Here is a 19934-nt window from a genome sequence, read left to right as displayed (position 1 = left end):
GGAACCTGGATCTGTACGAATTCTTCAAACCAGTAGGCCCAGTTGTTCTGAATATCATGGCGGGAGTGACAGCGGGTCTGGTGTCCAGCCGCTTTGGATATGCTTGAGTCAGTTATCGGGGGTGATGATTTTCGTCAGCCATCCTGTGGTGTAGAGCTTCAGAAGCTCTGCGCGACGGATGCCGGTCTCCAAGAGCAGTTCAATCATTAGCCAATTACGCAGCTCTGCATTTCTGTGGGAGCTGGCTTGCCTGCGATGCAGGCAACTCGGTCTTCCAGGCACACCGAGGTGATGCCGTCGCAGGCAAGCCAGCTCCCACACTTGACCGTGCCCGCTGTAGATTCTGATCTTGATGTTGCCTTTGCTTCACCACACTCAAGCCGGCCTGTAGGCCGCTGTGCTTTTGCTTTTGATCTGTTTTGGTCTTGATCTTAGGCGCCCCGTTAAACCACGCTGGCCGAACGCAGGTGTGACCAAACAAATGGGTGGCAGCTATACGTGGGTTGGTCAACCGGGACACCAGGAACCCGGCGCATCCGAGGATGCCCCGCGCATAGCTGCCATAAAGCATCATGCAAGCTAAATGCGAGCACAAATATGGCGACGCAGATGCGCCTGGGTATCTCGGGTGACCAAACCCGGCCGCAGCTTTGTCAGCGGCGGAGGGAGATTAGACACTGATATTTTCAGACGCAAGAGCGAAAATGTAAGCTCGTTATTCAATTATCGCAGACGTTGTAGGATTTTTCCTAGGATATTTCTGGGGATTTTATTTCTGGGCGTGTTCAGCAGAGTGGGCATCATTACGAGATCCAACAGGCTCTACCCAGACCCTCACCCCGCAACCACCGCCCCAACCCCCGCCCGCGCCACCTGCGCATCCTGCTCGGCCTTGACCCCCGACACCCCCACCGCGCCAATCACTTCGCCCCCTACCACGATGGGCACGCCGCCTTCCAAGGAGGTCAACAGAGGCGCGCTCAAAAAAGCCGTGCGCCCGCCGTTGACCATGTCTTCATAGCCTTTGCTTTCACGCCGGCCCAAGGCCGCGGTACGGGCTTTCTCGCCGGCGATGTAGGCGCTGATGGGCGAGGCTCCGTCCAATCGGAGCAGGGCCAAAGGGTGGCCGCCTTCGTCGACCACGCTGATGGACACCGCCCAGCCCTGTTGCTCGGCCTGCGTACGGGTGGCCGCCAGGATGAGTTCGAGTTCGGCCAGGCCGAGAATATTACGACTGCGCATGGGGTTGCTCCTTGGCTGAGGCCAGGGCCTCGTCGATGATTTCGATCCAGTGGCGCACGGGCGTGCGCCCGGCGCCGTCCAGGTGGGTTTGGCAGCCGATGTTAGCGGTGACGATCACTTGCGGCTGGCCACTTTCCAGGGCGTTGAGCTTGTTGTCGCGCAGTTGCCGCGACAGCACAGGCTGGGTCAGTGAGTAGGTGCCGGCCGAGCCGCAGCACAAGTGACCGTCGGGCACGGCGGTCAGGTTCAAGCCCAGCGTTGTCAGCAGCGCTTCCACGGCGCCACCGAGTTTTTGCGCGTGTTGCAGGGTGCACGGGCAATGGAACGCCAGGCGCAGGTCGCTGTGCACGTGCAAATTCGCCAGTGGCTCGGCGCGCAGGACTTCCACCAGGTCCAGGGCCAAAGCGCTGATGCGCTGCGCCTTGGCTGCGTAGCGCGGGTCGTGCTTGAGCATCACCCCGTATTCTTTGACAAAGGCACCGCAGCCACTGGCGGTTTGCACAATGGCCTGGGCGCCGCCTTCGATGGCCGGCCACCAGGCGTCGATGTTGCGCCGCGCCCGGTCGAGGCCTCGGGCCTGGGCGTTCATGTGAAAGTCGACCGCGCCGCAACAGCCAGCTTGCGCCACCGGGATCAGGCTGATGCCCAGGCGGTCCAGCACGCGGGCGGTGGCGGCGTTCGTGTTGGGGGAAAAGCCCGGCTGCACGCAGCCTTCCAGGATCAGCATGCGCCGCGCATGTTTCGTGCTCGGGCGAATACCGGCTGGCCGCGCCTGGCGCGGCAGCTTGGCTTGCAGGCTGCCCGGCAGCAGCGGCCGGAACAACTGGCCGGTGCGGGTCAAGGCCTTGAACAGCGCCGGGTGTGGCACCACGGCGCGCAAGCCACTGCGCAGTAGGCGGTTGCCCAGGGTGCGCGGCACCTGTTGCTCGATGAAGTCGCGGCCGATGTCCAGCAGCGTGTGGTACTCGACCCCCGAGGGGCAGGTGCTTTCGCAATTGCGGCAACTCAGGCAGCGGTCCAGGTGGGTTTGCGTGGCGGCAGTGATGGGCGCGCCTTCGAGCATTTCCTTCATCAGGTAGATACGCCCGCGTGGGCCGTCCAGTTCATCGCCCAGCAGTTGGTAGGTGGGGCAGGTGGCGTTGCAGAAGCCGCAGTGCACGCAGGCGCGCAGCACCGTTTCGGCTTCGAGGGCACGGGGTAGTTGGCGGGCCTGTTCGCTGAGGTGGGTTTGCATGGTCAGAGCTCCGGGTACAGGCGGCCAGGGTTGAACAACCCGTGGGGGTCCAGTTGCGTTTTCAGCTGTCGGTGGTAGCGCAACAGCGCGGCGGGCAATGGCTGGAAGGGCAGGTCGCAGTGGCCTTGGGTGTAGCAGGTGGCGTGGCCACCGGCCTGCTGGGCGTGGCGGCGAATGTCGTCGGCATCGCTGTCACTTTTCAGCCAACGCTGGGCGCCGGCCCAGTCCAGCAGTTGCGTGCCGGGCACGTCCAGGGGGGCGATGTTGAAGGGCAGGGACAGGCGCCACAGCGGGCGTGGGTCGTTGAAAAATGCCAGGCGCTGTTCGCGCAGGTCTTCCCAGAATGTCGCGTCGGCCGCGCTGCAGCCCAGCCGGTCACGTGCCGCTGCCACCGAGCCTTCGCCGCCTTCCAGGCGCAGGTGCAGCACGTTGCCGTCATGGCAGGCGCCGCTGATGGGCAACGACTGTTGGCCCCATTCGGTGAGCTTGCGCAAGGCCTCGTCGCTGCTGATGGCCATGTTCAAACTGGCGCAACAGCGCGGCTTGGGCAGCACCTTGAGCGACACTTCGGTGATCAGCCCCAGGCTGCCGAAGCTTGCGGCCAGCAGCCGCGACAGGTCGTAGCCGGCGACGTTTTTCATCACTTGGCCGCCAAAGCGCAGGTGTTTGCCCAGGCCTGTGATGACGCGCGTGCCCAGCACGAAATCACGCACCGAACCGCTCCACGGCCGACGCGGCCCCGACAGCCCGGCGGCGACCATGCCGCCGACCGTGGCGCGGCCATCGAAGGTGGGCGGCTCGCACGCCAGCATCTGCCCGGCGGCGTCCAGCGCGGCATTGAGCTCGCTGAGCAAGGTGCCGGCGCGCACGCTGACTACAAGCTCCGTGGGGTCGTAGCTGACGATGCCGGCATGGTCGCGGGTGTCCAAAACAATGCCCGTGGTGGGGCGGCCGAGAAACGCCTTGCTGTTGCCCCCTTGAATCACCAGTGGGGTGCGCTGGGCGATGGCCTGGTTGACGCCGTCCAGCAGCGTATCGAGGCTCATCAAAAGCGCTCCAGTTCGGGAAAAGGAACCTGGCCGTGATGGATGTGCATGGCGCCGAATTCTGCGCAGCGGTGCAAGGTGGGGATGTTCTTGCCCGGGTTGAGCAGGCCGCTGGGGTCGAAGGCGGCCTTGATGGCATGAAACACCGTCAACTCGTCGCTGTTGAACTGCGCGCACATCTGGTTGATCTTCTCGCGGCCCACGCCGTGCTCGCCGGTGATGCTGCCGCCAACCGCCACGCACATCTCCAGGATCTTGCCGCCCAGGGCTTCGGCGCGTGCCAGCTCGCCTTCGGTGTTGGCATCGAAGAGGATCAGCGGGTGCATGTTGCCGTCACCGGCATGGAACACGTTGGCCACCCGCAACTGGTACTCGGCCGACAGTGCGGCGATGCCCTTGAGCACCCCCGGCAAGGCCCGGCGCGGGATGGTGCCGTCCATGCAGTAGTAGTCCGGCGAGATCCGCCCCACGGCCGGGAAGGCGTTTTTGCGCCCAGCCCAGAAGCGCACGCGTTCGGCTTCGTCCACCGCCTGGCGCACTTGGGTGGCACCGGCGGCCTCCAGCACCCGGCGCACGCGCAGGCAATCCTCATGCACGTCGGCTTCCACGCCATCGAGCTCGCACAGCAGGATCGCTTCGGCATCCACCGGGTAACCGGCGTGGATGAAGTCTTCGGCGGCGCGGATCGCCAGGTTGTCCATCATCTCAAGGCCGCCGGGGATGATGCCGGCGGCGATGATGTCGGCCACTGCGCGGCCGGCTTTTTGCACCGAGTCGAAGGCCGCCAGCAGCACCTTGGCGACGTGCGGTTTGGGCAGCAGTTTGACTGTAACCTCGGTCACCACGCCGAGCATGCCTTCGGAGCCCGTGAACAAGGCCATCAGGTCCAAGCCTGGGCTGTCCAAGGCGTCGCTGCCCAGGGTCAGCGGCTCGCCCTCGACCGTCAGAATGTCCAGTTTGACCAGGTTATGCACGGTCAGGCCGTACTTGAGGCAGTGCACGCCACCGGCGTTTTCGGCGACATTGCCGCCAATCGAACAGGCGATCTGCGAGGAGGGGTCGGGGGCGTAATACAGCCCATGGGGCGCCGCCGCCTGGGAGATTGCCAGGTTGCGCACGCCCGGTTGCACGCGCGCCACCCGGGCCTTGGGGTCGATTTGCAGGATCTGGTTGAAGCGCGCCAGCACCAGCAGCACGCCCTGGGCCAGGGGCAGGGCGCCGCCCGACAAACCGGTACCCGCACCACGGGGGATGACCGGCACCCGGCGTTCGTGGCAAATACGCAGCAGGGTGTGCACCTCTTCCAGGTGCCGCGGCAAGGCCACCAGCAACGGTGTGGTGCGGTACGCCGACAGGCCGTCGCATTCGTAGGGCTTGAGGTCTTCGCTGCGGTGCAGCAGGTCAAGGTCGGGCAGGGCGCTGCGCAGGGCCGCAAGCAGTCCGGCCTTGTCGACGTCGGGCAAAGCGCCGTCGAGTCGCTCGTCATGGAGGATGTTCATCGGCAAGGCTTCTTGTTTTTGTGATGCCTGGATAGTTATCCCGCCTGCGGCGCCCGTCCAGCGGCTTGAACACTGGTCCTACCAGTTTTTTCGCAGCCAGGCGCGCGCACCGCTACAAGGCCCGGCTAGACTGGGTTGGGTAAGGTCGAAAAGAAAAACAACAAGTGGTCCTACCAGTGAGGGATACCCGTGAAACCTACAGTCGTGCGCCAAGTGGCCGATGTGGTGGCCGAGCAGATCGAGCAGTTGGTGGTGGATGGGGTGCTCAAGGTCGGGCAAACCCTGCCGTCGGAGCGGCGCATGTGCGAAAAGCTCGGCGTCTCGCGCTCGGCCCTGCGCGAAGGCCTGCAACTGTTGCGCGCACGCGGCATCATCGACACCCGCCACGGCAGCGGCTCCACCGTGGCCAGCCTTACGCCTGCGGCAGACGCCAGCCCCCTGATGCACCTGTTCGCCGCGCAGCCGCGCACCCTGTATGACTTACTGGAGGTGCGCGCCCTGCTCGAAGGCGAAGCAGCGCGCCTGGCCGCCGAACGCGGCACCGAGGCCGATTTCGTGCTGCTGGGCCGGCGCTACCAGGACATGCTGGCCGCCCATGCGCAGATGGCCAGCGTGGGCCACCAGGACCACGCGCAACGCGACCATGCCTTTCACCTAGCGATCGTTGAAGCGTCGCATAACCCCGTGCTGGTGCACACCTTGCAGTCACTCAACGAACTGATGCTAAGCAGTGTGTATGCCTCGGTGAACAACCTCTACCACCGGCCAGAACAACTGAAGCTGATCCAGCGCCAGCATGCGCGGGTGTACCACGCGGTGATCCAGCGTTTGCCCGCGGTGGCCCAGCGCGCGGCGCGCGAGCATATCCAGTCGTTGCGCGATGGCTTTCGCGAGATCGAGTTGCAGGAGCAGCGGCTGGATCGGGCGACGTTGCGGTTGCAGGGGTGGGTGTAGGGTTTCAACCCTCACTCTGGTGCAGCAATCCGCCACTGCGTGGTGATGAGCGACATAATCTCAATGACCGTTCGGGATCGGCTTACTGATGTTTCTTGTGATCGCTACGCCACGTCGCTTACACAAAGGAGTTCCCAATGCGTAAGGATTACCTCGCCTTTTTTATCTCGCTCTTTTTATCGAGGCTGGCGGATCAGATTCTGTTGTTTCTTGTGCCGCTGGTGGTGTTCCAGACGACCAACAGCGCTTCATGGGCAGGGCTAGCGTTTTTCGTCGAATCGCTGCCACGATTTCTTGCGTTCCCGTTGTGCGGCGCTCTGTGCGACAAGTACTCGCCTATCAAGATCCTGCATATCAGTCAGGTCTACAGGGCATTGCTCTGTGTGCTGGCGATGGTGTTATACGAAATCTTCGGTGGCATCGGCTGGGTGGTGGTCCTGTCGGCATTGTGCGGGGTGCTGACCACGCAAGGCATCATGGCTCGCGAAGTGCTGCTGCCGCATATCTTTCAACACTACAGCTACACCAAAACCTTGTCCTACTCCCAGATCGCCGACCAGACCGGGCTGGTACTCGGGCCTCTGGTGGCGGCACTGATGCTCGAACTATGGGCTTGGCATTGGGTGGTGCTTTGGATCGCCGGATTGTTCCTGCTGGCAGACATGAGCATGGTGGCGTGGCAACGTTTTAGCCGTATTACGCTAGAGGTGTTCGAGCAACATCAAGACATCTGGCTGCAGCCCTTGAGGATCGCTTTTGGGCATATCCGTAGCCTGGCGCAATTGAAAAAAATCATCACGCTGGCGGTAGGGGTCAATCTGATCGTCGGTGTCACCTTGGCTACTTCGGCGGCCATGGTCATCGGCCAGTACAGCGCCGGCAAGGATAGCTATGCAGCGCTGCAAGCGGCGGGTGCGGTGACAACGATCGTGATCCTGTTTCTTCTCGCTCGGATTGTGCTGCCTCTGCGGGTCCTCGGGGGTGTCGGATATTCAATGATCGCAACGGGGGCATTCATCAGCGCCCTGAGTCCGAATCTGCTCGGCTATGTGCTGGGTTTCCTGTTGATCACAGGTTTTGACAAAATGTTCAACGTCTACATGCGCACTGTCCGGCAGCAGGTGATACCGCCTCAGGACTTCGGCAAGACGGTAGGCGTGATTACGCTGCTGAACAACATGTCCCAGCCTCTGGCAGGATTACTGGTGGCTGTGTTAGCCGCGCCCTTGGGCACCCAGAATGTAATCCTGATTTTGGCCGTGTTAACTACCATTCTTGGGGCATTTGCTCTGTGGTGGTTCGCTAAGGCTCGCAGCTCATTCCCGAGCTTGACGCTTGAGGCTGACCAAGAAGCCGGAAATTAAAAAATAGGGTTGTCAGATCGGCCTCTCGGTCTCTGGCGAGAACCTGTCACAACGAGGCGCCTCAGGCTGCCAAGTGAGTGACAGTGCCTACGATTGGCCGCTTTCACTGGGGAGAGGTGTTTCAACCCTCCCGCAGCCGATGCGGAATATCGTCATCGGCAATCAATACCCGCTCCATCACCCTTGGAAAATCCCCGTAGTTGTACACCGGGTAGTGCAGCAGCGCGCGGTTGTCCCAGAAGGCGACAGTGCCTTCGCTCCATTTGAAGCGGATCTGGTACTCGGCGTTGTTGTATTCCTTGAGCAGCAAGGCCACCAGTTCGCGGCTTTCTTCCAGCGACCAGCCGACGATCTGCGGGCTCATGGAAAAGTTGATGAACAGCGCGTTTTCACCGGTCTCCGGATGGGTGCGCACCAGCGGGTGGGCGAGGATGGGGTAGTCATAGCCCACCCGGTCCAGCGACGATTTGAAGTTGTGGGTGACGAAGGCGTTGTCGATGCGCTCGCGCACGGCCTGCGGCAGGCCGCGATAGACCAGGCCGCTGTCGGCCCACACGGTGTCGCCGCCCACGGGCGGCAGGTCGACCGCGCGCAGCACCGCGCCGAAGGTGGGCTTGAGCAGCCAACTGGTGTCGGTGTGCCAACGGCCTTTGCGCGCATCGCCATAGGCAACTTTCGCGTCTTCGGCCTGGATCAGGTGCGCTTCGGGGCGGGTGCGGTCTTTTTGCTCGGTGGTGGGGTGCACGTACAGTTCGCCGAACTGGCGGGCAAAAGCCACCTGTTGTTCGCTGGTGATGTGCTGGTCGCGGAAAAAAATCACTTTGTGTTTGAGCAGCAACTGGCGGACCTGGTCGCGCTGCGCGGGGCTCAGTGGCCGGTCCAGGCGGATGCCGCTGATCTCGGCGCCCAGGGTGGGCTCCAGGGGCGTGACCTGCAGTGTGTCGTTCAGGTAAGCGAGGTTGTCGGCAGTCATTAGCGGTGCTCCTGTTCAGGCGGTGGCGCGGTTAGGTAAAGGTTGGACGAGCAAGGCATCGACGGCGTCCAATATGGGTTGGGCCTCGGTGCGCACCAGCCAGTCGGGGCTGACGCTGGCAAAGTGCACGCGACGATCACGGCCGATCACCAGCACCGTGGGTTGCGGCAGCTCCCAGGTGCCGGTGCCCGTCGTTGCGCCTATGCTCGAGCCCTTGGCCTGTGCGGCCTGGCGCGAGGCTTCGTCGAATTGGTAAAGGATGCCCAGGCGCCGGCCCAGGTCGTTGTTCGGGTCGCTGGCCACGTACAGGGTCAGGCCATGCTTGTGCTTGATCTCGATCAAGCGCTCGGGCACTTGCGGGCTGACGGCCACCAGCGGTACGCCCCGGGCCAACAGTTGCGGTTGCAGGTTGCGTTCGTAATAGGGGATGGCGATGTTGCAGGCCGGGCAGCCGGCAAAACGGAAAAACACCAGCACGGCCGGGCCCTGGCTGACCAAGTGGTCCAGGTGCAGCTCGCCACCCTCGACGTCAAGCAGGGTAAAGGGGTTGAGCGTGTCGCCAGCCTGCACGAAGCGGCGGCGCGGCGCTTCATCCACCAGGCGTTGGCGTTGCTCGATGTTGACGTTCAAGGGGGCTGGGTCCCAGCTGCGCACGCGTTCGGCATGCAGGTCGGCCAGCAGTTGGTTCAGTGACTCACTCATGGCGTTGCTCCTTGCGGGTTAGAAGTTGTAGGCCAGGCGGGTGTAGTAATAGGCGCCGCCCAGGCCGAACGGTGAAAACGAGCCGTACTCATAGCCACCGGCCCAGTCCTTGATGCCGTTCTTGTCGGGGTACACGTTGAACAGGTTGTTGGCGCCCAGGGCCACGGTCAGGCTTTTGCTCAGGGCGTAGGCCACGTCCAGGTCGGTGATCCACTTGGCGCCGAATTTACGGTCGTTGATGGGGTTGTTGTCGGCCTCCACGTAGCTGCCGAAGCGGGTCAGGGTGGTGTTTACCTTGAACGCGGCGATGTCCCAGCTGTTGCCCAGGATCAGCTTCGTGCTGGGCGTGGCCACGGTCAGGTCTTTTTGCAGGCGGCGGTCGAACAACTGGTAGTTGGCACCCAGGCTTGCGAGCTTGGCGGGGGTGGCTTGCAGTTTTTCGATCTTGGTCTGGTTCCAGTTCCAGGCGGCGCTCCAGCGCACCTGGCCATAGCGGGCCAGGTCTTGGCGCCACTCATTGACCACGTCCACGCCACGGGTGCGGGTGTCCACCGCGTTGGTGTAGTACTGGGCGTACAACGAGGGCGACAGGCCGTTGGCGGCGAGGATCTGCGACACCGCCGGGCCGCCCAGCAGGCTGGTGGGCACGATGCGATCGCGGATGCTGATCTGGTAGAAGTCGGTGGTCAGGCGGTAGTTGGGCGAAGGCTCGAAGGTAAAGCCTGCGCTGTAGTTCAGCGACTTCTCGGGCTTGAGTTTTTCTGCGCCCAGGGCCTGGGCCTCGACGCTGTCCACCGGCAACACCTTGACCGGCACCGAGACTTGCTCGCCATTGACCACCCCGCCGGAAGTGAAGGTGGACGAGGCATAGATCGTTTGCGCCAGGGACGGCGCGCGAAAGCCGTTGTTGACCGTGCCACGCAAGGCCAGCCCCGGCAGGATCTCGTAGCGCGTGGAGAACTTGCCGCTCCAGGTGCTGCCGATGTCCTGGTCGTAGTGCTCGTAACGCGCGGCGGCGCCCACGTACCATTTGTCGGTGAGGTCCAGGCCCAGGTCCAGGTAGCTGGCGACGTTGTCGCGGGTCATGCTGCCGGCGTCGTCGGGGCTGGTGCCGTTGTACGAAGCCAGGCCCGGCAATGGAGTCTGCCCGGCGTAGGGCCCGGTGGGGATCACGTAGTCGCCGGGGGTGTAGCTGGCATAGTCGCCCGGCTCGATGCGATAGCGTTCGCGGCGCCATTCAAAGCCCACCGAGGTTTGCAGTGGGTGCGGCAGGCCGATCTCGATGTTGCGGTTGAAATCCAGGTTGTTGGTCCACTGGTCGAACACCTGGGTGGCCAGGTTGAACGAGGTGGGGCTGGTGGGCCCAAGGGAGGGGTTCAAGGTGTTGGCGGCGTTGAGCACCGAGTGGTCTTGGCCGTAGGTGGAGCTTAAGTCATAGGCCCAGGCGCCGGCGTCGCCCTTCACCCCCGCGGCCACTTGGTAGTCGGTGGTGCGGTTGCGGCGCTGCGCATGGATGCCGTCGGGGTAGGGCGTGTCGGCCACGCCCGACAGCGAGTAGATATCGTTGGGCCGGTAGTTGCCGGTGACCTTGGTGGTTTCCATGTAGCTGAAGGTGGAAAACGAGTAAAACTTGAGGTCCTCGTTCAGCGGCATCTCCAGGTTGTAGCTGGTGTTGGTGACCTTCTCGCGGCCCAGGCCATAGCTTGGGTTCCAGCCGTGGCGATTGACGGTCTGGTCGCGCGCATCGGGCCGGGCAGCGGTGCCGTAGAGGTTGCCAGTGGCGCTACCGGTGCGGTCGAAGGGTTCTTGCTCCTTGCTGTCCAGGGACAGGTTGGCGAAGCCGTCGTTGGGCAGGGCCAGGCCATAGTTGAAGGTTTGGTGCACGGTGTCGCCATCGCCGCTGCCGTAGCGCCCGAAGCTGGTTTCGGCCGAGCCGCCGCTGTCGTTTTCCTTGAGGATGATGTTGATGACGCCGGCGATCGCATCCGAGCCGTATTGCGCCGAAGCGCCGTCGCGCAGCACTTCGATGTGGTCGATGGCCGACACTGGGATCAGGTCCAGGTTGACCGGCACGGCGGCCGTGCCGATGCGCGCCAGGTTGTTGATCAGCGCGGTGTTGTGCCGACGCTTGCCGTTCACCAGCACCAGTACCTGATCGCCCGACAGACCGCGCATGGTCACCCCGCGCACCGACCATGAGGTGCCCCCGCCGTTGATCGCCGGCAGGTTGAAGGAGGGCAGCAGGCGGCTGAGCACTTCCTTGAGGCCCACCTTGCCGGTGGCCTGCAATTGCGCGGCGCTGATCACATCGATGGGCGAGGGGCTGTCGGCCACGGTGCGGGCCTGGCCACGGTTGCCGGTGACCACCACGGTGTCCAGGGCGGTTTCGGTGCTTGCGGCGAGCACCGGCGTGCTGCCGGCCATCAGGCCCAGGGTGGTGGTGCAGAGCAATGCATTGCGGCGAGAAAGCATGGACGGACCTCAAGGCTGAACGGGGCAGGGTGGGCGCCTCCGCAGAGTAGGGTCGGTCCTTGGGTGAGAAATTAAGGGCATATGAACGGGTTGTGAAAGGCTATTTTTGCATAAGCTAATTATGATAATTATGCATGTCTTGTTTTTATAAGATTAGGTTTGAGTATTTTTGTTGGGTTTTTTGGGGGGGCTTTGATAGGTGTGCCGGTCGTACGATTCGCGACCAAGGTCGCTCCCACCTGTTTTCGCGGCAGTTGATCAGGTAGGCAAAGCGGTCCGCTTTGCCTCACTGGCACAACTACGGCGAAAACAGGTGGGAGCGACCTTGGTCGCGAACGGTCACCTATCACGGCATCTCAGGCAACTCGTTGGGCCGCAGGTCGAACACCAGCACCTCGGCATCAATCCCTCGCGCCAGGTGGATGGCCGCCTCTTCACGCACGCGCACCCCGTCGCCTTCGTTCAAGCGTTGGCCATTGAGTTCCACGGTGCCGCAGGCCACGTGAACGTAGGCGTAGCGCCCTTGGCCGACGGCCAGCGTCGCTTCCTCGCCCTCATCGAACAGCCCGGCGTATACCCGTGCGTCCTGGCGTACGGTCAAGGAGCCTTTGGCGCCATCGGGCGAGATGATCAACTGCAGGCGCCCGCGTTTCTGTGCCGGGGTGAAATGCTCCTGCTGGTAGCGCGGCTTGGCCCCGGCCACGTCCGGCACGATCCAGATTTGCAGGAAGTGCACCGGCTCTTTGGCGCTGTGGTTGTACTCGCTGTGGGCCACACCACTGCCGGCGCTCATCAACTGCACATCGCCAGGGCGGATCACTGAGCCTGTGCCCAGGGTGTCCTTGTGTTCCAGCGCGCCTTCCAGCACGTAGGAAAATATCTCCATGTCGCGGTGCGGATGCTGGCCGAAACCCTTGCCGGCGCTGACGCGGTCGTCGTTGATCACCAGCAGGTCAGAAAAGCCCTGCTCGCGAGGGTTGCGATAGTGGCCGAACGAGAAGGTGTGGTGCGACTTCAACCAACCGTGGTTGGCCAGGCCGCGTTCGGATGCTTTGCGAATAGTCAGCATGTGCTTCTCCAGATCAGGGGGGCAGGCCGTTTGGCGCTGCGATGGGGAGAAGATTAAAGGTAACTGTATGGAGCAAAAAGTAGCTGAAAGGCGGAATACTGTCTCATCTGGATTGACAATAAAGCAGCCAAACTATCTATGTGGATAATTGTGCCCCCCGCTAAAGCGCTTTACCCTCTAGCCGATAACCTTGACCTTCACCCACCTAAGGCACGACGCCCATGATCCGGATTGGAAAGGTAGCGGTCTCGCTGGCGCGGCGCGAGGTGCTGGACGGTGACCAGGTCGTAAAGCTGGGCAGCCGCGCGTTCGACATTCTTGAAGTGCTGCTCGCTGCCAACGGCCAGATGGTCAGCAAGGACGAATTGTTGACGCGGGTGTGGCCCAACGCGGTGGTGGAGGAGAACAACCTGCAGGTGCACGTATCGACCCTGCGCAAGGTGCTGGGGGCCGATCGCGATATCATTCGCACGGTGCCTGGGCGCGGCTACCGGTTGATCCGCGAAGCGCCAAGCGCGGCCCCTCAGGCGCTGGAGCGTGATAGCCTGCTGATCGAGCTGCTTGAGCGCCTTGAGCTGCACGACAGGCAGCGCGTCGATGGCCCTGCCAAGCGCGTTGCGCCGCTGCCAACCCGTTCCTTTGCCGAGACGAGTGAGCCCTTGAACTTGCCGCAGTGCCCATTGGACCCGATCGTTTATATCGTCGACGACGAGCCTTCGGTGCGCACGGCATTGTCGCGGCTGCTGCGCTCGGCCGGCATCGCCACGCAGACCTTCGCGTGCGCCGAGGACTTCCTGCGCGAACCGTTTGCCGAGCGCCTGGCCTGCCTGGTGCTGGACGTGAACCTGCAGGCCGGCAGCGGTTTCGATTTGCAGCAGACGTTGCAGCAGATGGGCTGCCCGCTGCCGATTATTTTCATGACCGGCTACGGCACCATCCCCCTGTCGGTCAAGGCGATCAAGGCCGGTGCACAGGAGTTCCTGACCAAGCCGTTCGACGAAGGGCAGTTGCTGGCGGCCATCGACAGTGCGCTGGCTCACGCGCGCCGTACCTGGGCCAGCCGTTCGCTGGCGCGCGATGTGCGCGGGCGTTTCGACAGCCTGACCGCGCGTGAGCGTGAAGTGTTGATGCTGCTGATCGACGGCAAGGTCAACAAACAGGTCGCCGCCGCCTTGGGCACACGGGAAATTACCGCCAAGGTGCACAAAAAACACGTCATGAGCAAAATGAAGGCCGGCAGCCTGATCGAGTTGGTGCGCCTGTGCGAGTCGATCGGCGTGGGGCCGTTGCTGGCTCGGCCGTCGTTCAGTTGATGCGCGCCAGCCAGAAAGAGGCCGCGGCCCAGGTGTGCATCGTCGACGACGACGCCTCGGTGCGCAAAAGCCTGGCCAACCTGCTCAAGTCTGCCGGCTACCAGACCTGGGCGTTTGCCAGTGGCGAGGCGTTCCTGGCCTCCAGTGCCCTGGACCAGGCGGCCTGCGTGTTGCTGGACATGCGCATGGAGGGCCTGCAGGGGCTCGAAGTGCAACGCCTGTTGACGGCGGCCGGCAAACCGATCGCGGTGATCGGCATGTCGGCGCATGACGATGAGGCGGCAGTCGCCAAGGTCTTGCAGGCCGGCGCCCGTGGCTTTCTGCGCAAACCCTTCACCGAGGATGCCCTGCTGGCGGCCATCGCGTCCCTGGCAGGCCCGCGCGCATGACCCTCACGCCAGCGGTGCCCGAACCCGTGGCTGGGGAATTGGCCGCACCGCGCCGCGAGGTGGCAGGCTTCAACGACCAATGGCTGCAGCAACTGGCATGGGACCTGTTGCAGGTGGACGGCGAGGTGGCCCGATACCGGGTCAAGTCCGTGCATTCGCAACGTGACTGGCTGATCGTGCGGCCCGCGGCGTTACCGTCCGAACACGTGTTCCGGCGCATCCATCATGAGTATGAGTTTCGCCAGTTCCTGGACCCGGCCTGGGCGGTGGTGCCGGTGGCCTTGATCAGCACCGTGGACGGGCCGTTTCTGGTGCTGGATGAAACGGGCGGGCGCTGCGCCCACGAAGTGCTCGGCCAGGCCTTGTCGATCGCGCGCTTCCTGCGCCTGGCCATGGGCGCCGCACAGGCGTTGGCGCAGGCCCATGCGGCAGGCGTGCTGCACCGCGACATCAAGCCTGGGAACCTGATCGAGGGCCGGGATGGCCAGGTGCGGCTCACCGCGTTTTCCCTGAGCAGCCACCCGGCACTGGCGCCGGGCACTGACACCGCGGCCATCAGCGGCAGCCTGGCGTACCTGGCGCCTGAACAGGCCCACGGCAGCCAGCGGGCCGATGAGCGCAGCGACCTGTACGCCCTGGGCGTGTGCCTGTACGAAATGCTCACCGGCCGACTGCCCTTCGAGGGCAATGACCCGGTGGAGTGGTTGCACCAGCACCTGGCGCAAGCACCGATGCCCATCGAGCAACTGCGCGCGCAGGTGCCGGCGCCGTTGCGGGCCCTGGTGCTCAAGTTGTTGGCCAAAGAGCCGGCAGGCCGCTACGCCAGCGCCGCAGCGTTGCACGCCGACCTGCGCTCGTGCCTGGTGCAGTGGAACGAATTTCAGCACATTCGCGGGTTTGAACCCGGCGCCACGCATGCGCGTGGGCAGAACCTGTCGACATCGGTGCTGGTTGGCCGTGAGCTGGAGTTGGCGCTGCTGCATGAGCGTGTCGCGTGCTGCACGGCCAGCGGCGAAGGCGAAATCATCCTGCTGCAGGGCCCGGCCGGCATTGGCAAGAGCGCGCTGGTGCGCCAGTTGCATCAAGACCTGGTCAGTGGCCGCACGTTGTTTGCCTTGGGCAAGTTTGACGCCTCGAACAAGACGCTGCCCTATGCCGCGCTGGTGTTGGCGCTGCGCTCGTTGCTGCGCCGCGCACTGGGCGAACACCCGCGCGTGCTGGCGCAGTGGCGCGAGCGGCTGACGGCGGCGGTGGGTGCCGAGGGGGCATTAGTATTGCCCTTGTTGCCGGAGTTGGCCCTGATCACCGGGCCCTTGCCCGAGGTTCGCGACGTGGCGCCCTTGGGTTCGCGCAAGGGGCTGGACGAGGCACTTGGTAACCTGGTCTGCGCGTTCGCTCAGCCGGGCACGCCACTCATCCTGTTTTTCGATGACGTGCAAGGGTTGGGCAGCGACACCCTGGGCATCCTGCAAGCCTTGGTGCAGTCGCGCCAGGCCCACCTGGTGCTGATGGGGGCGGCGCGTGGGGCGACGCAAGATGCCGCGCCGGCGTTCCAGGCCTTTGTTCGCGCGGCGCGCGAACACCCTGGCCACCTCACTGAAATAACCCTGGCACCGCTCGATCAAGCAGGCGTGCACCAGGCCGTCTCGGCGTTGCTGGGCTGGGAAGATGCCGCGTTGTGGCCGCTGAGCCGGGCGATTTACGAGAAGAGCGACGGTAATCCGTTTTTCGTCCAGCAAATCATGCGCACGCTGCTCGAAGAGCGGCTGCTGGTGCGCGGCGATTACGGCTGGACCTGGGATCGCGAACGCATGGACACGCTGCCGATGGCCGACAACGTGGTCGAGTTGATGGTGGCCCGGATCGCCCGACTGCCCCGGCGCAGCCAATACTTGTTGGGCTTGCTGGCCTTGCTGGGGCACCGCGCCGACTGCGAGGAAATCGCCCGTTTCAGCGAGTGGCGGGCGCACAGCATCCGGCGCTTTCTAGAACCTGCGGTGCAGGCCGGGCTGCTGCTGGAGGATCGCACCGGCTTATCGTTCAGCCACGATCGGGTCCGCGAAGCCGCCTATCACCTGATCCCCGCGCAACGCCGGGCCCGCGAGCATACACGCCTGGCGCGGGCGCTGATCAAGGGGCTGGACCCGCAGCAAGGGCACACCCAACTGTTTCGCATTGCCCTGCATATCCAGCAGGCCGACCACACACGGTTGCACGCCCAGGACAGGTGCTCGTTCATCGATGCGTTGCTGGGCGCCGCTCGCCGTGCCCGGGAAACCTCGGCCTTGCCGTTTGCCCTGCAATACCTGCAGCTGGCCCAGGCCCTGGGGGGCGAGCAGCGCTGGGCGCTGGCACCCGCGCAAAGCCATGCCGTGGACTACTTGTACGCGCAATGTCTGGTGCACACCGGCGACTATGAGCGCGCCTACGCCTGCATCGACCCGCTGCTGGCGCGGGTGACCTCGTTATCGCAGTTGTCGGCGCTGTATGTGCTCAAGGTCGAGTCCCTGTCGCTGGCAGGCGACTACGCTGGTGCGGTGAGTAGCGGGCTTACCGGCCTGCTGATGTTCGGCATCGAGTTTGCCGCAGGCGAGGATGACGCCCACCTGCATACGGCCTATGGGGCCTTGCAGCAAGCGTTGGGCGAGCGCTCGATTTTCTCCCTGTTGCGCCACGCGGACCTGGACAACACGTTCATGGCGGCGGCGCTCAACCTGATGGCGGCGATGATGGTGCCGGTGCTGTTCACCCAGCGCAACCTGTCGTTCCTGCTGTTGTGTCGAATGACCGAATTGACCGTGCGCCATGGCGTCAGCCCCGCCTCGGTGCGCGGCCTGGCCTGGTTTGGCGTGGTGCTGGCCGATCGGTTCGAGGCGTTCGAGGACGGCCTGCGCTACACCGACCTTGCCATTCGCCTGGCGGCGGCCAAGGGCCTGGCAGACACCGATGCCTCCACCCTGCTGGCGCTGGGCCGTGTCAGCGTGTGGATTCGCTCGCTGGGGTTTTCCCTGGAGTGCGGTGAAAAAGCCTTTGCCGCCGGGCGCCACGAAGGCCGGCCCAGTGTCAGTTGCTACGCCAGCCATCACATCGTCAACAGCCTGTTGGTAATGGGCGCGCCGCTAGCGCAGGTTCAGGACTGCATCGAGGAGGGCAGGGCGCTGGCCGGGCAGATCGACTTTCGTGACTGCCAATTGATCCTCGACGCGCAAAAATGGTTCGTGTGTACCCTGCGGGGCGAACTCATCGACCCGCAAGCGTTGTTGCACTTGCAGCGCCAGGCGCAGAACAGTGTCATGGCGCCGGCGCGCTTCTGTTTCTGGCTGCTCAAGGGCATCGTCGCCTTCCTGCACGAGGATCATGGCCAGGCGCATGAGTGCCTGGGCCAGGCGCAAGCGTTGAAGTGGAGCATGCCATCGCACATTCACCTGATGGAGCTGGCGATGTTCAGCGCCCTCAACCAGGCCGCTCTCGGCGATGCAGCGCAAACGCTGGCGGCCATCGCGCCGCAGTTGCGGCAACTGCGCCGCTGGGCTGACCTGAACCCGCAGGTGTTTCTCGACAAACTGTTGATCGTGGAGGCTCGCGTGGCGCAGTTGGAGGGCGACAGTTTGCGCGCACTGGGGTTGTACGAGTCGGCGATCGGCCAGGCCGCCGCCGGTGGGTTTGTCCAGGTACAGGCCTTGGCCCATGAGTTGGCGGCCGGTTGCAACCAGTCGCTGGGGCTGCTGACCGCTGCCCGCAGCCATCGCTACCATGCCCGCGAGAACTATCAGCGCTGGGGTGCCCTGAGCAAGGTCAGGCATTTGGAGGCGGGCCACCGCTACCTGAACAACACGTTGCTGGATTCGCGTTCCTCCATCGACCTGCTGGAAGGGCAGCAGTACCTGGACCTGATTTCGGTGACCAAGGCCTCCCAGGCGTTATCCCGGGAGATAATATTCGAACGGCTGATCGACCTGTTGCTGGCCAACACCCTGGTGCATGCCGGCGCCCAGCGCGGGCTGATGGTGCTGATCCGCGCTGGCGAGCCACAGTTGGTGGCCACCGGGCAGACAGGCGATCACGGCATCAAGGTGACCCTGGACGCGACCCCACTCAACCCCGGGCTGTTGCCACTGTCGATCCTCTACACGGTGATGCGCACCGGCCAGACCGTGGCGCTGGAGCGTGCCGAGCTTGACGAGCAGTTCAGCAGTGACGTGTTCTTCAAAAGCCACCCCGGCGGTTCGGTGTTGTGTTTGCCGCTGCTCAAGCAAGGCGAGGTGATCGGCGTGCTGTACCTGGAGAACGCCCTGGCCGGTGGCGTGTTCAGCCACGGCCGCGTCGCCATGATCGAACTGTTGGCGGCGCAGGCGGCGATTTCCCTGGAAACCTCCCGGCTGTACGCCGAACTGCTCGAGGAAAACCAGCGCCGGCGCGAGACCGAGTCGCAGTTGCGCACCAGCCAGGCGCTGCTGGCGATCGGGCAGAAGATCATTCACTCGGGGGCCTTCCGTTGGGATTCGGCCACCGACCAGGCGTTCTGGTCCGACGAACTGTTTGCCGTGTGGGGCGTGGCGCGTACCGAGCAGCCACCCAGCCTGGAAACATTGGTGGCGTTGCTGCACCCGGATGACCGCCAGCGTTTCGAGGCCGAACTGGACCGTGCCCGGCGCACGCGCCTGGGTTTTCGTCACGCGTTCAGGGTGGGCGCCACCGACGGTGCCATCAAGCACTTGGAAATGCTCGCCGAACCTGCCGAGGACGGCGTGTTCATGGGCGTGATCTCCGACATCAGCGAGCGGCGCACCACCGAAGTCGCGCTGCGCAATGCCCGCGCGGAACTGGCGCGGGTCAGCCATACCACGGTGCTGGGCGAACTGGCGGCGTCGATCGCCCACGAGATCAACCAGCCGCTGGTGTCGATCGTGTCCAATGCCAGCGCCAGCGTGCGCTGGCTGCAACGGCAGGTACCGGACGTTCAGGAAGCCCTGGAGGGCTTGCGTGACATCGCCCATGACGGCAAGCGCGCCGCCGATATCATTCATGCACTGCAGTCCCTGGCCAAGCAAAAGGCCGCCAACCGTCGGTGGGTGTTCCTGGACGATGTGATCCGCCAGGTGCTGTTGCTCGCCGCGGTGGAAATCGAGCACAAGCAGGTGACGGTGCGCACCCACCTGGACACCGCCAGCCACCGGGTGAACGTGGACTGCATCCAGATGCAGCAGGTGGTGCTCAACCTGATCGTCAACGGGCTGGACGCGATGCTGGCCCAGCCCCCGGCAGAGCGGGTGTTGAACATCAGCTCCAGCGCGCCGTGCGCCGATCAGGTGGTGGTGATGATCGAAGACACCGGGCCCGGGGTGAGCGAGGCCGACAGCGAGAAGATCTTCAACGCCTTCTACACCACCAAGCCCAGCGGCATGGGCATGGGCCTGGCGATCTGCCGATCGATCATGAACGCCCAGGGCGGCACCTTGAACGTGCTCAGGGGGCGTTCGGGCGAGACGCTGTTTGTCTTCACCTTACCCTGCGCGTAGGCGCGGGTTTATCGGTGGCGAATGTGCGGTGGCCCGCAGGTAAACCGAGCTTCTTTCGCGGATAAATCCGCTCCTGTGCGGTCTTTTTCAGAACATTTAATATTTTGCAAAGTACGTGCGCCATGGCGCTGTCGCAGACTTGAGGGGTTATCTGGTTT

General features: G+C 63.9%; 13 protein-coding genes. 5 read left to right on the top strand and 8 right to left on the bottom strand.

The window, feature by feature from the left end; all coding sequences use genetic code 11:
- Positions 1-834: 834 nt before the first annotated feature.
- From L9B60_RS28235 to glcD, 4 genes are read right to left on the bottom strand one after another with little or no spacing between them, the layout of a single operon-like run.
- Positions 835-1242: a heme-binding protein gene (locus L9B60_RS28235; RefSeq protein ID WP_249674341.1), complete on the bottom strand. Its 408-nt coding sequence runs from the start codon at positions 1240-1242 to the stop codon at positions 835-837.
- Positions 1229-2476 (bottom strand): glycolate oxidase subunit GlcF, encoded by a 1248-nt coding sequence (gene glcF, locus L9B60_RS28230; RefSeq protein ID WP_249674339.1) that lies wholly within the window; start codon positions 2474-2476, stop codon positions 1229-1231. Before glcF ends, L9B60_RS28235 begins: the two co-directional genes overlap by 14 nt.
- Before the next feature lie 2 nt (positions 2477-2478).
- Entirely contained in the window at positions 2479-3522 is a 1044-nt protein-coding gene (gene glcE, locus L9B60_RS28225; protein ID WP_249674338.1) for a glycolate oxidase subunit GlcE, read from the bottom strand.
- Entirely contained in the window at positions 3522-5021 is a 1500-nt protein-coding gene (gene glcD / locus L9B60_RS28220; protein WP_249674337.1) for a glycolate oxidase subunit GlcD, read from the bottom strand. The genes glcE and glcD overlap by 1 nt, the downstream gene beginning before the upstream one ends.
- Before the next feature lie 189 nt (positions 5022-5210).
- Here glcD and glcC point away from each other — a divergent pair, with 189 nt between their 5' ends.
- Both glcC and L9B60_RS28210 read left to right on the top strand, forming a co-directional pair.
- Entirely contained in the window at positions 5211-5975 is a 765-nt protein-coding gene (gene glcC, locus L9B60_RS28215; RefSeq protein ID WP_249674335.1) for a transcriptional regulator GlcC, read from the top strand.
- A 137-nt stretch (positions 5976-6112) separates the two neighbouring features.
- Positions 6113-7339 carry an MFS transporter gene (locus L9B60_RS28210; RefSeq protein WP_249674334.1) on the top strand — a complete coding sequence of 409 codons (1227 nt, stop codon included), beginning with the start codon at positions 6113-6115 and terminating at the stop codon, positions 7337-7339.
- 121 nt (positions 7340-7460) lie between these two features.
- Here the strand turns inward: L9B60_RS28210 and L9B60_RS28205 are convergent, their stop codons facing one another.
- The 4 genes from L9B60_RS28205 to L9B60_RS28190 all read right to left on the bottom strand — a co-directional run bounded on the left by L9B60_RS28205 (position 7461) and on the right by L9B60_RS28190 (position 12555).
- Positions 7461-8312, bottom strand: coding sequence for a TauD/TfdA dioxygenase family protein (locus L9B60_RS28205; protein ID WP_249674333.1), 852 nt, complete (start codon positions 8310-8312; stop codon positions 7461-7463).
- A 15-nt stretch (positions 8313-8327) separates the two neighbouring features.
- Positions 8328-9014: a peroxiredoxin-like family protein gene (locus L9B60_RS28200; protein WP_249674331.1), complete on the bottom strand. Its 687-nt coding sequence runs from the start codon at positions 9012-9014 to the stop codon at positions 8328-8330.
- An 18-nt stretch (positions 9015-9032) separates the two neighbouring features.
- A complete protein-coding gene (locus L9B60_RS28195; protein WP_249674330.1) occupies positions 9033-11486 on the bottom strand; it encodes a TonB-dependent receptor plug domain-containing protein in 2454 nt (817 codons plus the stop codon).
- Between the two features lie 346 nt (positions 11487-11832).
- The gene (locus L9B60_RS28190; protein ID WP_249674329.1) at positions 11833-12555 is read right to left on the bottom strand and encodes a pirin family protein; all 723 of its coding nucleotides are present in this window, start codon (positions 12553-12555) and stop codon (positions 11833-11835) included.
- Between the two features lie 221 nt (positions 12556-12776).
- Here L9B60_RS28190 and L9B60_RS28185 point away from each other — a divergent pair, with 221 nt between their 5' ends.
- From L9B60_RS28185 to L9B60_RS28175, 3 genes are read left to right on the top strand one after another with little or no spacing between them, the layout of a single operon-like run.
- Positions 12777-13868, top strand: a complete 1092-nt coding sequence (locus L9B60_RS28185) for a response regulator (RefSeq protein ID WP_249674328.1) — start codon at positions 12777-12779, stop codon at positions 13866-13868.
- On the top strand, positions 13868-14257 hold the full coding sequence (locus L9B60_RS28180) for a response regulator (RefSeq protein WP_249674326.1): 390 nt from the start codon (positions 13868-13870) through the stop codon (positions 14255-14257). Before L9B60_RS28185 ends, L9B60_RS28180 begins: the two co-directional genes overlap by 1 nt.
- Positions 14254-19776, top strand: coding sequence for a trifunctional serine/threonine-protein kinase/ATP-binding protein/sensor histidine kinase (locus L9B60_RS28175; protein ID WP_249674324.1), 5523 nt, complete (start codon positions 14254-14256; stop codon positions 19774-19776). Before L9B60_RS28180 ends, L9B60_RS28175 begins: the two co-directional genes overlap by 4 nt.
- The last annotated feature ends 158 nt before the right edge of the window (positions 19777-19934 follow it).

The organism is Pseudomonas abieticivorans (assembly GCF_023509015.1).
GTDB lineage: Bacteria > Pseudomonadota > Gammaproteobacteria > Pseudomonadales > Pseudomonadaceae > Aquipseudomonas > Aquipseudomonas abieticivorans.
The sequence above is the reverse complement of the archived record's forward strand: the minus strand, read 5'-3'. Positions and strand labels throughout refer to the sequence as shown.

Bases quoted from the DNA above. Each gene is read 5' to 3' on its own strand.
- L9B60_RS28195 (WP_249674330.1), bottom strand. From the start codon at position 11,486: ATGCTTTCTCGCCGCAATGCATTGCTCTGCACCACCACCCTGGGCCTG.
- L9B60_RS28235 (WP_249674341.1), bottom strand. From the start codon at position 1,242: ATGCGCAGTCGTAATATTCTCGGCCTGGCCGAACTCGAACTCATCCTG.
- L9B60_RS28180 (WP_249674326.1), top strand. From the start codon at position 13,868: ATGCGCGCCAGCCAGAAAGAGGCCGCGGCCCAGGTGTGCATCGTCGAC.
- glcD (WP_249674337.1), bottom strand. From the start codon at position 5,021: ATGAACATCCTCCATGACGAGCGACTCGACGGCGCTTTGCCCGACGTC.
- L9B60_RS28190 (WP_249674329.1), bottom strand. From the start codon at position 12,555: ATGCTGACTATTCGCAAAGCATCCGAACGCGGCCTGGCCAACCACGGT.
- glcF (WP_249674339.1), bottom strand. From the start codon at position 2,476: ATGCAAACCCACCTCAGCGAACAGGCCCGCCAACTACCCCGTGCCCTC.
- L9B60_RS28185 (WP_249674328.1), top strand. From the start codon at position 12,777: ATGATCCGGATTGGAAAGGTAGCGGTCTCGCTGGCGCGGCGCGAGGTG.
- glcE (WP_249674338.1), bottom strand. From the start codon at position 3,522: ATGAGCCTCGATACGCTGCTGGACGGCGTCAACCAGGCCATCGCCCAG.
- L9B60_RS28200 (WP_249674331.1), bottom strand. From the start codon at position 9,014: ATGAGTGAGTCACTGAACCAACTGCTGGCCGACCTGCATGCCGAACGC.
- L9B60_RS28175 (WP_249674324.1), top strand. From the start codon at position 14,254: ATGACCCTCACGCCAGCGGTGCCCGAACCCGTGGCTGGGGAATTGGCC.
- L9B60_RS28210 (WP_249674334.1), top strand. From the start codon at position 6,113: ATGCGTAAGGATTACCTCGCCTTTTTTATCTCGCTCTTTTTATCGAGG.
- L9B60_RS28205 (WP_249674333.1), bottom strand. From the start codon at position 8,312: ATGACTGCCGACAACCTCGCTTACCTGAACGACACACTGCAGGTCACG.